Consider the following 12,334-nt stretch of genomic DNA (forward strand, 5'->3'; position numbering starts at 1 on the left):
TAGATTTGCTTAGTCAGAGTCGCTTAGTTTGAACTATCACAGAAACCGCTAAATCAAATACTAGCTACCGGGCCGGGATTTTTTCAGCCGCTTACTCAGTGCCGGTTGCGATATACCCAGTAATCGTGCCGCCAGTGACTGATTATTATCGGCGCGGCGCAGCGCCTCTTCAACTAACAGACTATCCATCTGGGCCAGGGTCGGCAGCGGCCCTTCCGGATTAAAGCTGGCCAGGCTATCGCTGCCCTGACGGAGGCTTTCCACACCGTCATCCTCGTTTTTCCCTATCGCCTGGCGGAATACCTCCATCGAAAGCAGGTGTGAACGGTGACGGCTGACTGCGTCGAAGACTAATGCGCGCAGCTCGCGGATATTACCGGGAAAGTGATAGTTGTTCAGCAATAGAGGCAGTTCAGGCGGATACGCCGGAACCGGCTTGTCCAGCTCGGTAGCAGCCTGAGCGAGGAAATGATCGAGCAGCAACGGCAGATCTTCTTTACGCTGGCGCAGTGGCGGAATCTGAATCTGGTGGGTGCAGAGGCGGTAATAGAGATCGCGGCGAAAACTCCCTTCGGCCTGACGTTGCTGCAACTCCTGATGGGTCGCGACGATTACCCGGGCACGGATTCGCTTGGGTCGGTCACTGCCCAGGGGATAATATTCTCCTTCCTGCAGCAGGCGTAGAAGTTTCACCTGGGAGGCCATACTCAGGTCGCCAATCTCATCGAGGAACAGGGTACCGTCCGCGGCCTCCTCAATTAGTCCGGGTCGGCTACGCTCTGCACCGGTAAAGGCGCCACGCTGGTGGCCAAACAGGGTGTCGGCAAAAACATTATCATCCAGTCCGGCAACGTTAACGCTGACTAATGGGCCGGAACGGTTGCTCAGTTGGTGCGCAGCCTTAGCCAGCAGCTCTTTGCCGGTACCGCTTTCACCGCAGATCAACAGGGGCTGATTGCTGGGGGCAACCGATTCCAGATACTGGAATACTGACCGCATCTGGTTACTGCGGCTGATTATCGGGTCGAAAACTTCCGGGCTTTCCAGGCTGTTATTGAGAATGCGTTGCCCCAGTGCCTGGTTTTCCCGACGCATCTCCTGCATCCGGATAGCGCGTTTAATCCCCTCTATCAGGCGGCCCTCTTCGGTTGTTTTAACGAAATAATCGAAGGCTCCCTGTTGCAGGCACTGGACTGCGGACTCAACCTGGTTAAGGCCGCTGATTATGATTACCGCGATATCGGGATGCTGCTCGGTAATCATCGCCAACAGCTCCTGACCAGAAATATGCGGCATCGTGAGGTCGAGCAGTACCAGGCCTATCGCCCGGTTTTGCAAAATGCCCATCACTTCGCGGCCGTCGTCGCAGCGGTGGACATTGGTGATGCCGCCACTACGTGCAAGCGTAATGCTGAGGCTGCGCAGGAATGAGGCTTCATCGTCAACCAGCAACACGCCGAACTCTGGATATAAGGACTGGTTAATCATAAATTCTCTCCGCTGACAGGCAGCGTCAGTGTGACTGTAGTGCCCAGGTTTGGCTTTGATTCAAACTGTAACTGGCCACCGTGGGCCTGCACGATACCGCTGGAAACCGACAGCCCAAGCCCGGTACCGCCCTGCTCCCGCCGGGTGGTGAAGAATGGGTCGAGCAGGCGGGTCAGGTTCCGGGCCTCGATACCGCAGCCCTCATCGACGATCTGCAGGCAGATCTGTTGGCTTTCGGCCTGCTGAAAGGTGCGTACCTTAATGGCATTGTTACGATCATTCAATGCCTGGCAGGCATTCAAAATCAGGTTGATAATAACCTGTTCTATGCGCTGGGCGTTACCGTCCACCGAAGGCAATGAACTGCTGTAGCTGACCGAGAAATGGTCGGTACTGCTATTGATCGAGTTTTCCGCCAGACGCACGGCGGTGGCGACAACTTCGTTCAGATCAAAAGGTTCACGGCTGTCATCACTCTCCTGACGGGAAAAATCTTTCAGGTCGTTGACGATACGCTTGATCCGCTGTGCACCGTCATGCATATCGGTGAGCAGGGCAGGAATCTCATCGCGCATCTGTGAGTAGGCTAGCCCGCCCAGTAAAAAGTCGCCTTGCTGCTCATAGCGTTGCTCCAGTATATCTTCGCAGTCCTGCCAGGCTTCACGGATAATTGGCAGGTTCAGCAGTAGCAGCCCGGTAGGGTTGTTGATCTCATGGGCCACACCGGAAACCAGAATACCCAGCGAGGTCATTTTATCTGCCTGAATCAGTTGTTGCTGTTGGATATGCAGCTCTGCAGTACGTTTATCCACCTGGCGGCGCAGCATGCGGTTCCAGATCACCGTACCGCCGAGAATCAGCAATAACAGCGCCGAGAGAATAGCGGCGGTTTTACCATACTGTTTCCAGGGCAGGCCTTGCTCCTGCAGAGGCCCCAGCCATTTGTTGTAGATTTGCTGCTGGCGACCGGTATTGATCAAAATCGCCAGGCCCTCGCTGAACTGTGCCAGCAAAGCATCATTGCCCTTGAGCACCGCGTAACCGTATTGCTGGGCCTGAAATGGCTTACCCACAGGCACGATATTAGAAAGCCCCAGCTCCTGCCCCAGATACAAACCGGGTAGGTTAGCGACAAGCGCATAATCGTGCTTACCCGCGGCCAGCTGACGCAGTGCATCGGCATGGGTTTCAACGGTGATCAGCTTTGCCCCGACATCATTCTGCAGTAAGTAGTCATGCATGATGCCGTTTTTCTGTACCACCACCTCTTTATCCCGCAGTTGTTGTAGTGAGGTTGCACGGGGCTCGCCGCGTCGGGCAAATATCGATTGGTGGACAATAGCGTGGGGGGGGCTGAAATCGAAAGCCTGTCTGCGTTCGGGTGAGTTGACCATGCCTTGCAGTGCATCGAGCTGACCATTTTGTAGTGCCTTACGAACCCCGGCCCAGTCGGAGAATCGAAACTCAACAGTCATCCCCATCACCTCGGCGATAGCCAGTGTCAGCTCGACGTTATAACCGGTAGGCTGACCCTTATCATCAAGAAACTCATAGGGCGGATAGTTATAGTCACCACCGATCAGCACGGCCTGTTCCTGTTCAGGGTTGGCTTCACTGGTAGCCGTACTTAGCAATAACAGGCAGAACGGGAACAGCAGAAAGCGGTTTAGAGTTGAAGACATAATTACCAGGTGGGCAGGCTTTTATCTGATCATAGCCTCGAAAAAGGGCAGTGGCTATAAAGCAGTGGCTAGAACGCGGCTGCGCCGCTTGCTAGAACGTCGAACAAGGTCTTTAGCATCTACAGCTAGTGGCTAGAAAAATCTTAAAAAACGTCGCTTGTCTCTCCAAAGAGCCTGTTAAATCCATTGGGTAGTGTGGGCCACTCCAACACAGTGTAAATAGGGTAGGTTGGTTTGAGTGAAACGAAGCCCAACTTTTATAAATCAGCGGCTAGAAAAATCTTAAGGGCAGTGGCTGGATCGGAAAACAAGTTTTCCTCGCTAGAACGTTGCTGCGCAACTTGCTAGTTGTAAGTACTAAGGAGGTTGTTCACAAATTGAATAAATAGGGCACAGTCTGTCACTGGCGTAACTCAGAATAATCGGTCAATATCAGACAGATACGGATATCAACAGGTGGGATTACCGGCCGGTTGAAAAAGACAAAGCGTGTCAGCGCGTTTGCAGGGGATGAAAAACAATGTGCTTCAGAGAAATTCTTTTTTATTCAGATAGATACTTTCCCCTTGCCGCAAACCCTGTGGCAGCAAAACGCGCACGCACACAATTAAGCTGTTATGTGGTAAAGGGGTCGTAGTGTCAAAAAGTACAGCAACATATTGGAACGTCCTAGCGGAAGAAAATAGCAGCAACTGGGAGCCGATTGAAGGTAGTTCAGGAATGCTGGAGCAGCTAACACTCGCTCTCGATGAAACGACAGGTGATTACACCCGCCTTACTCGCTTTAAAGCCGGTGCTGATACAGAGGCATTTGGTGGTAAATCTCACGACTACCCTGAGGAAATATTTATTATTTCAGGTCGGCTTTATGATGTAGCTTTTCAGCAATGGCTAGAAGCTGGACACTTTGCTAGTCGCCCTCCTGGTGAAGTTCATGGCCCATTCATTTGTGAGGAAGATTGTTTGGTTATGGAGATTTCATTCCCAAGTCAGAGCGTATCAACCACATAAGAAGCCAATTAAAGTGGACAAATAGCAGCTTGGCTTTTGTTCACTGCGTTTACTATTTTAGCCAAGTATTATTTGCCCGTTATTGGGGCGTTGGTATGACTCCCACTGTCAAGTTCGCGCACACTGGTTCCTGCTTGTTTATTAAAGCTTCTGAGTTGACACAGAGTGAGTTAATACATCGAATGAGGCCGGTAATTTCGTCGGTTTTTAATCCTGGTATCCGTGGATTACTCATCTTTCAATGAGCAGCACCCAACCGATCAACAAAGCACTATAATTCCTAGAGCAACCACGAATTCATTCTCAATGTGATAAATCACCATATTGTGCACTATATTTCATCTTTTAAGCTTGATAGAATTGAACAACGAATCATAGCTGAAAGCTATTACCAACCACTATGTGGAGACTCTAGACGATGGAAACACAATTCGACTTTAATCCGGGAGATATCATCGAACAGGCCGGTGAGTGTTATCAGGTATTGGAAAACCTTGGTGACCGAGGATTGGTCCGAAACTTTCCTTCAGAAGAAGATACTGGCTTCGAACTTGAGTGGATGGTTGATGGTGTAAGTTCTCGTTATATGGGGCAAGCAAGCCTACCAGCTCCCAGCCCCTGCTCAACTGGCGGAAGCTGCCCCACCTATGAGATCAAACCCAAGGCTATTGATGATGGAAATATCATCGCCAGACAGTCATAAACCTATTTTGAAATAAGAAATAAGTGCAATATAAGTGGGGCTGATTAGAGGATTATTCAGATGAAACATATGGTCAGTCTGATCTATCCCACTTATCAGGCCAGAGAAAATTAAAGCTTTGTTCTATTTTCAAGTGTTGGGCATCGCTGCGCTCTGACCAACCTACGGTACTTACGAAGGTAAGATATTGGGGTGCTGACTGAAGAACTTTAGAAGGCTTTTTCTAGCAGCCGAACGTGTTCGGCGATCTAGCCACTAGCAGTAGCGCTTGCACTACGTTCTAGCGAGCGGCGGAGCCGCGGTCTGCTCCTGATTAACCCCCTCAATCCCTTCGATAGGGAAAAATAAATAGCCCTGTGCCTGAGTCTGTTCAATACTCAGTAGTAGTCAAAATCAGGAGCATTTATATGAAAACGCAACGTTTGGAGTTTACCGGTCACGATGGTTCTGCGCTGGCTGCCCGATTAGATCTGCCGGCGGGTACACCTGCTGCCTATGCGCTGTTTGCCCACTGTTTTACCTGTTCCAAGGATATACCGGCGGCGCGGCGCATAGCTCAGCGGCTGGCTTCTTTGGGTGTGGCGGTGCTGCGCTTTGATTTTACCGGGTTGGGGCATTCTGGTGGAGAGTTCGCCAATACCGGCTTCAGCTCCAATGTCGAGGATCTGGTGCTGGCAGCTGATTTTTTGCGCCAGAATTATCAGGCACCGCAGTTACTGATCGGCCATTCACTGGGCGGAGCGGCGGTTATTGCTGCAGCAGATCAGATCGCAGAAGTGCGGGCGATTACGACTATCGGTGCACCTGCTGATCCGGCTCATGTGGTGCATCAGTTCGGCGATAAAAAGCGCCAGATATGTGAGGCGGGTGAAGCGGAGGTCTCTCTGGCCGGACGGCCGTTTACGATTAAGAAGCAGTTCATTGAGGATATCTCGGAACACTCGTTGCAGGATAAGTTGAGCAAACTGAAAAAAGCGTTGCTGGTGATGCATGCGCCAATGGATGAGACGGTCGCGGTGGACAATGCGGCGCAGATTTTCCAGCAGGCGATGCACCCCAAGAGCTTTGTCACGCTGGACAGTGCCGATCATCTGTTGAGCAGCCCGGAGGATGCTGAATATGCTGCCGAAGTGATCTCAACCTGGGTGCAGCGTTATATCGATATCGCGGTGCTGCCAAAGAGCGGCGACACACCGGAAGGTATAACCCGGGTGACTGAGGCAGATAGCGATAGCTTTACCCAGGAGGTGAGTATTCAGGGGCACCATCTGGTTGCGGATGAACCGGCCAGTTACGGCGGGCATTATCTTGGGCCTACCCCTTACCAGTTGGTTGCAGCAGGGCTTGGTGCCTGTACTTCGATGACCATCAGAATGTATGCCAGACGTAAGAAAATTCCGCTTGAGCATGTTGAGGTGGATATTACTCACAATAAGATTCACGCCCAGGACTGTGCCAGCTGTGGTGAAAATGGCGGTAAGATCGATCAGTTTGAACGGCATATAACCCTGCAGGGTGAGCTGAGCGGTGAGCAGCAACAACAGTTGCTGGCCATTGCGGATCGTTGTCCGGTGCATCGCACCTTGGAGGGGGATATTCTGATCCATACCCGGTTGCAGGAGGGCTGATAGTCGATATTTCACAGTATTCGCATAACGGAATTATCTTCGCGTTAGGGTAAACTACGGGCTACATTGCAGAAGTAGCTGAACAGGAGCTTTGCTTTGCCAGCCCGTGATACCGAACGATTTTTTACTTTTCTTGATCATCTGCCTATCGCTGCCCTGGTGATTGTTTTCGATGATAGCCAGGTCAGCTCGTTAAGTGATCAGAAGATACGTTTTGTTAACCGTAAATTTATTGACCTTATCGGCTACCGGGTTGACGAGATCCCCGATGCTCAGGCCTGGATGGAACTGGCGTATCCCGATCCGGTTTATCGCAGTGAAATAGTGCAACTGTGGAAGGATGACGCTGCTGAAGCGCTACGCAGAGATGATGTGACCGCGAAAGCGACGGTTAAAGTGCGTTGTAAGGATGGCACTGATCGTCGGTTTGAGGTTTTCAGTGAAGTACGAAGTACCATTCAGGATGGCTACTACATCATCTCTTTTGTCGATATTACTGAGGTTTCAAAAACCATTGAGGATTATAAAAAACTGTCGTCGGTGGATCAGCTGACCGGTGTCTATAACCAGCATTATATTGTCCGGCGTATCGATCAGGAGATCGAACGGGCGATCAGCTCTGGCCGCGGTTTTTCGCTGGCGATGGCTGACCTGGATTTCTTTAAGATGGTCAATGATCGATACGGAACAGCCTGTGGCGATTATGTGCTGATCGAAATTGCCAATATGTTTCGCCAGCAGCTGTCGGGCTCAGACTGTATTGCCCGCTGGAACGGTAGCGATTTTGTTATCTTGATGCATGAGGATAATCCGCAGTTGGCGAAAAATATGATTCACAAAGTCTGGCAGGCGATCAGGGCCAGAAGCTTTACATGGCAGGGCGATTCCTTTGCCCTGACAATTACGCTGGGGATCACCGGTTACCGCCTGGGGGATCAGTGTGAAACGATTATCGAGCGGGTAGTTAGTGCGCTGCAGAGGGGCAAGAATATCGGCGGTGATTTTATTTACAGCGATGAAGAGAACGGCTAATCAGCCACATTGCTGCAGTTCTTTTGCCTTTTGGTAAACTTTATCCATCAATGCTGCCAGCTGTTTTTGTTCCTCTTCTGACAAGGATGAGAGAATAAACTCCTCCCGTGCCAGTACCAGGGGAACGATCTTTTTGTAGGTCGCCAGCCCTTTGTCTGAAAGCCTCAGACTGGTATAGCGCCGGTCATCACGATTTTCCTGCTGGATAATCAGTTGCTCTTTTTTCAAGCGCGAGATTGCGCGACTGACCTGCATCTTTTCCAGGCTGCTATAGGCCGCGATATCTTTCGCGGACATCGAGTCATTGCAGCCCAGTGCGGCAATGATCCGCCACTCCTGGCGAGATAACTTGAAGCGGCCGGTATAGAGCTGTGCGACCGACTGACTGACTGCCATATTCAGGGTCGACAGACGGTAAGGAAAGAACGAAGGCAGATTGAGCCGGATATCCTGTTTTACGCCCGATGGGGTCTGATCATTGTCGCTGATTTTCTTATGAGTGTTGTTCACTGTATTTATCTATTTTCAGCTGTGGAATATGAAATTATCATTTGAGTCTAACCGTTAAAGGACGAAAAAGACAATTTCCAGTTACTACATAATGCTTTATTAAATTATTTAATCTATTTATAACAATAAGTTAGCTCGAAAGCATTGATCTTTGACAATAGTAACGTTTGTTACTAATATGTGGTCATCCGCTGCCGGACCAGATTACATAGAGTTCTGCAGCAATACCTATAATGACAATAAGAAAGATGAGCAAGAGGCTTCGCAAATGATCCAGCTTTCCCAGATTCACCACGTTGCATACCGTTGCAACGATGCCAAAGAAACCGTTGAGTTTTATCAAGAGATGCTGAACATGGATTTCCTGGTGGCGATTGCGGAAGACCGTGTTCCTTCTACTAAGGAGCCGGATCCATATATGCACCTGTTCCTGGATGCAGGCAACGGTAACATTCTGGCGTTCTTTGAGCTGCCAACTAAAGAAAAGATGGACCGTGATCGCAATACACCGGAGTGGGTGCAGCACATCGCGTTCCAGATCGAGGGTGGTGAAGAAGCATTGCTGGCGGCCAAGGCCGAACTGGAAGCTAAAGGCCTGGATGTTGTCGGGCCAACCGAACACGGTATTATCCGTTCCATCTATTTCTTCGATCCAAATGGTCACCGTTTGGAGCTGACTATCGTTAAGGGCACTGCCGAGCAGATGAAGCAGTTGAAAGAGGTTGCCCCTGCGATGCTGGAAGAGTGGTCTGTAACCAAGAAAGCACCAAAACATGCGGCATGGCTGCACGAAGAAGAGTTCAACGGACTGGATTAATTTCGCGGTGCTCTGATCTTGTCGGGATAGAAAAACGGAGGCTGATGCCTCCGTTTTTGCGTTTAAGCTGTTATCTAATCAGGATTCTTTATCCCGTTTTCTGCGTTCCAGCCAATGTGCTTCATGCTGACCAGATATGTGCATTGTTGTGAGAGTGCCACTAAAATCAGGATTCCTTATCCCGTTTTCTGCGCTCCAGCCAATGTACTTCATGCTGGCAGTTAGGGCATTTGTTATGTACCACGGCATCAATTTCCTGGCGCAGCTGTTCCAGATCCTGCTCAATGGTCTGCTCCATCTGGCGGGCCTGATTTGCATTCAGGATATGCGCAGCTTCTTCGTGACTGATTCCTAAGGACTCGCGCATCTGGTTCAGGGCCTTGTGTTCGATATCATCGACTTTGCCATCCTGCAGGGCGTGATTAACCATTCTTTCGTAGATGCGGCGCCTTTCCCGCAATGCTTCACTAAAGCCCGACGCTAATAAACCTGCGGGCAGAGCGACGATACCCAGGCTCATTATGCTGATGATCGATGCCAGTACTTTGCCCATCACAGTTACGGGTATTACATCGCCATAACCGACGGTGGTCATTGTGACGATAGCCCACCACATAGCGGCCGGAATGCTGCTGAATAATTCGGGCTGACTGTCGTGCTCGGCAAAATAGGTCAGGCTGGAAGCGACGATGATCAGCATCAGCAAGACAAAGAGTGCCGCGCCTATCGAGCGTGATTCACGTTGTAATACTTGCAGCAGCAGTGACATAGATGAAGAATAACGGGTCAGTTTGAATACTCGTAATAGTCGCAGTACTCGCATAAAGCGAAGGTCGGCACTGACAAACATACCCAGATAAAATGGCAGGATAACGATCAGATCAATCAGCGCCATCGGGGTCAGCATATAGCGCAGCCGACCCCAGAATGGATGGGCGTATTTATGGCTTTCCGCCGCACTCCACACCCGGGCAATATATTCGACACTGAAAATGATAACTGAGACCAGTTCAAACATATTGAAGAAGCCCTGATAACGATTATCCAGGGCGGGCAGTGTTTCAAGAATAACCGATAGCACATTCAGTGAAATAAGCAGGATTAACAGAATATCGATAATTCGGCCTGTACGATCCTGTTTCTTACCGACATCCAGAATTTCAAAAGTGCGTCTGCGGAGGCTTATCATTGCCAGCTTTTTCCTTGAATATACTTCATTACCTGTATCGGCCAGCGGGCGCTTTATTTAGTACAAAGTGTATAAATTCAGCGCCTCTGGCGGAGTTAATATTACAGTACCATTGAGTTATATGAATAATAATCGAAGTAATTACTTACTATTGATTGTTTTTGATTTTAATTCAATTGGTTGTAGGATTCCCGGGTTGTTGCTTCAGCGACACGTTTGGCACTGTAAATAGTCATAAAACGTTTTGAAAGTGATAATGATAGTAATTACTAACAAGGTGTATGAGATTTATGCAGTCGAGCCGCTGCACGGTTGCGATTGGTACAACTATTTATAACTTTTTATATAACTCTTTATACAAACAGGGAGCCTGCTGTAAGCGCCGTCGCTATGGCAGCATCAGGGAATCAGGGAATCAGGGAATCAGGGAATCAGGGAATCAGGGAATCAGGGCATCTGTATCAGGGTCAGGGTATCACCGCGCTGGATTATCTCTCACTATGGCTGCATCAGGGAATCAGGGCATCTGTTTCAGGGTCAGGGTATCGCCTCGCTGGATCATCTCCAAATGTTGCATAAAGCTCATCCCCAGCAGTGCCGTATCACCGCCCATATGGGGGTTTATACTGGCGGGAATATTTAGCAGGGTGATACCTCCAAGGCTTACTGCATCGAGGGTGGTCTCGTATACCGTGATTACACCATTCGCGGTATAGGCTTGCATAGGTCGCCCCTTGTTTAATCCCAGTTGGCGGGCAATGCTGGCGGGTATACTGATATCCGTGGCGCCGGTGTCCAGTAGAAATGTCACTTTGCTGCCGTTGATCAATCCCGGTGCAACATAGTGGCCCTTACTGTTGCGGTTAAGAACGACTGGATCGGCGGGGGTAAGCTGAAGAGCACTAAGCTTGTGATTAGGATTGTAGCGTTCTGTCAGTTGTTGCTGAAACAGCAGGAAAAACAGTCCCAGAATTATAATCCAGGTCATATGGGTGAAAAGTCTGGCAACAAATCTGCGGTTACTGTCGGGCTGCATGCTGATGACAACGCTAATAGAGTGATTGATCAGGCGAGTCTGTTTGTCGCCTGTAACTGTAGCTAATCTCTGTTCTATCAGAAGACCCTGCGTCTGTCGATTTGTTCAGTCGGTCTCTTTGGTTTAAATCGGATGTCCGTAGTGGAAAAACCAAAAAAACGGAGCAGGGTGCCTACAGAACTCATTCGTAGGCTCCTGTCCGGTATTTCAGGTTGCTTCTTTTAAGGCTGGTCAGTGTCGCGGCTTAAACCGCCCGCAGTACCTGCTGAAATTCTTCGCTAAAGCCCTGGATTAATGTCTCCGCCTCGTCAGGCCAGCTGCCAAGGGTCTGGGCCAGGCTGACTACCGAGCCAATAATAATCAGGCTGGGGGAGGCAAATTCCGCTTGTTTGCAGCGTAGTTCGATGTTGCTCAGGGTGCCGGTCAGCAGGCGCTGATTCACGGTAGTGCCGTTTTGTACCAGAGCGGCCGGCATATCGGGAGGGCAGCCATGTTCAATCAGTTTTGCGCTGATAGTGCCCAGGGAGTTTAAACCCATATAGAACACCAGGGTCTGTCCTGGCTGCGCCAGAATATGCCAGTCATGCTTAAGGTCGCCCTGTTTAAGGTGACCGGTAATGAATTTAACCGACTGGGCGTGATCCCGGTGGGTCAGTGGAATCCCCGTAGCTGCCGAGCAACCTGCTGCAGCCGTTATGCCAGGTATCACCTGAAACCTAATGCCTGCTGCACTGATCTGTTCCGCTTCCTCACCGCCACGTCCGAAGATATAAGGGTCACCCCCTTTAAGGCGGACTACTTTTTTACCGCTGCTGGCCAGATCAATTAATAACTGGTTGATCTGATTCTGCGGCAGGCTGTGGTAGCCGTCTTTCTTGCCGACAAAAATTTTCTCTGCAGCGGGATCTGCCAGGGCAACAATTTCGTCTGACACCAGCCGGTCGTAGACCAGACAATCCGCCTGTTGAATCAGTTTCAGCGCTTTGACGGTAAGCAGATCCGGATCACCGGGGCCTGCGCCCACCAGAAATACGGTTCCAGTCGCGCTAGCAGTATCTTGCGTGTTAAACGGCATACCTTGCCTCCTTACAGCGTGTATGCAGAACATCTGATGTGGATCAGTATCTACCTGAGATCGGCTGTGTAACTTGCCAAAAGTCAAGGAGGGGCAAATTTATAGGGCTAATATGAGCCTTAAATAGTGCTCATATAGTCATTTATTCCGGGCCGAGTGGATT

11 protein-coding genes are annotated in these 12,334 nt (G+C 50.0%); 5 read left to right on the forward strand and 6 right to left on the reverse strand.

Annotated features, from left to right (window positions below):
* Positions 1–60: 60 nt before the first annotated feature.
* Together ACQUQM_RS00990 and ACQUQM_RS00995 are read right to left on the reverse strand one after the other, a co-directional pair.
* On the reverse strand, positions 61–1,485 hold the full coding sequence (locus ACQUQM_RS00990; protein WP_432474881.1) for a sigma-54-dependent transcriptional regulator: 1,425 nt from the start codon (positions 1,483–1,485) through the stop codon (positions 61–63).
* Entirely contained in the window at positions 1,485–3,170 is a 1,686-nt protein-coding gene (locus tag ACQUQM_RS00995; protein ID WP_432472629.1) for a transporter substrate-binding domain-containing protein, read from the reverse strand. Before ACQUQM_RS00995 ends, ACQUQM_RS00990 begins: the two co-directional genes overlap by 1 nt.
* Before the next feature lie 636 nt (positions 3,171–3,806).
* Between ACQUQM_RS00995 and ACQUQM_RS01000 the strand changes: the two genes are divergently transcribed.
* The 4 genes from ACQUQM_RS01000 (at position 3,807) to ACQUQM_RS01015 (ending at position 7,544) form a co-directional block, all read left to right on the forward strand.
* Positions 3,807–4,181, forward strand: coding sequence for a cupin domain-containing protein (locus ACQUQM_RS01000; protein ID WP_432472630.1), 375 nt, complete (start codon positions 3,807–3,809; stop codon positions 4,179–4,181).
* Positions 4,182–4,599: 418 nt separating this feature from the next.
* A complete protein-coding gene (locus ACQUQM_RS01005; protein WP_432472631.1) occupies positions 4,600–4,884 on the forward strand; it encodes a hypothetical protein in 285 nt (94 codons plus the stop codon).
* Positions 4,885–5,291: 407 nt separating this feature from the next.
* On the forward strand, positions 5,292–6,512 hold the full coding sequence (locus ACQUQM_RS01010) for a bifunctional alpha/beta hydrolase/OsmC family protein (protein ID WP_432472632.1): 1,221 nt from the start codon (positions 5,292–5,294) through the stop codon (positions 6,510–6,512).
* 96 nt (positions 6,513–6,608) lie between these two features.
* A complete protein-coding gene (locus tag ACQUQM_RS01015) occupies positions 6,609–7,544 on the forward strand; it encodes a diguanylate cyclase domain-containing protein (RefSeq protein ID WP_432472633.1) in 936 nt (311 codons plus the stop codon).
* Here the strand turns inward: ACQUQM_RS01015 and ACQUQM_RS01020 are convergent, their stop codons facing one another.
* A complete protein-coding gene (locus ACQUQM_RS01020; protein WP_432472634.1) occupies positions 7,545–8,054 on the reverse strand; it encodes a MarR family winged helix-turn-helix transcriptional regulator in 510 nt (169 codons plus the stop codon). It lies immediately after the preceding gene.
* A gap of 268 nt (positions 8,055–8,322) precedes the next feature.
* On the opposite strand from ACQUQM_RS01020, the gene ACQUQM_RS01025 reads away from it, so the two are divergent.
* A complete protein-coding gene (locus tag ACQUQM_RS01025; protein WP_432472635.1) occupies positions 8,323–8,871 on the forward strand; it encodes a VOC family protein in 549 nt (182 codons plus the stop codon).
* A 166-nt stretch (positions 8,872–9,037) separates the two neighbouring features.
* On the opposite strand, the gene ACQUQM_RS01030 is transcribed toward ACQUQM_RS01025, so the two are convergent.
* The 3 genes from ACQUQM_RS01030 to cobA all read right to left on the reverse strand — a co-directional run bounded on the left by ACQUQM_RS01030 (position 9,038) and on the right by cobA (position 12,171).
* Positions 9,038–10,060 carry an ion transporter gene (locus tag ACQUQM_RS01030; protein ID WP_432472636.1) on the reverse strand — a complete coding sequence of 341 codons (1,023 nt, stop codon included), beginning with the start codon at positions 10,058–10,060 and terminating at the stop codon, positions 9,038–9,040.
* Between the two features lie 517 nt (positions 10,061–10,577).
* On the reverse strand, positions 10,578–11,048 hold the full coding sequence (locus ACQUQM_RS01035) for a retropepsin-like aspartic protease family protein (protein ID WP_432472637.1): 471 nt from the start codon (positions 11,046–11,048) through the stop codon (positions 10,578–10,580).
* A 292-nt stretch (positions 11,049–11,340) separates the two neighbouring features.
* On the reverse strand, positions 11,341–12,171 hold the full coding sequence (gene cobA / locus ACQUQM_RS01040) for a uroporphyrinogen-III C-methyltransferase (protein ID WP_432472638.1): 831 nt from the start codon (positions 12,169–12,171) through the stop codon (positions 11,341–11,343).
* Between the last annotated feature and the right edge of the window lie 163 nt (positions 12,172–12,334).

This window comes from Amphritea sp. HPY (assembly GCF_050870985.1).
GTDB lineage: Bacteria > Pseudomonadota > Gammaproteobacteria > Pseudomonadales > Balneatricaceae > Amphritea.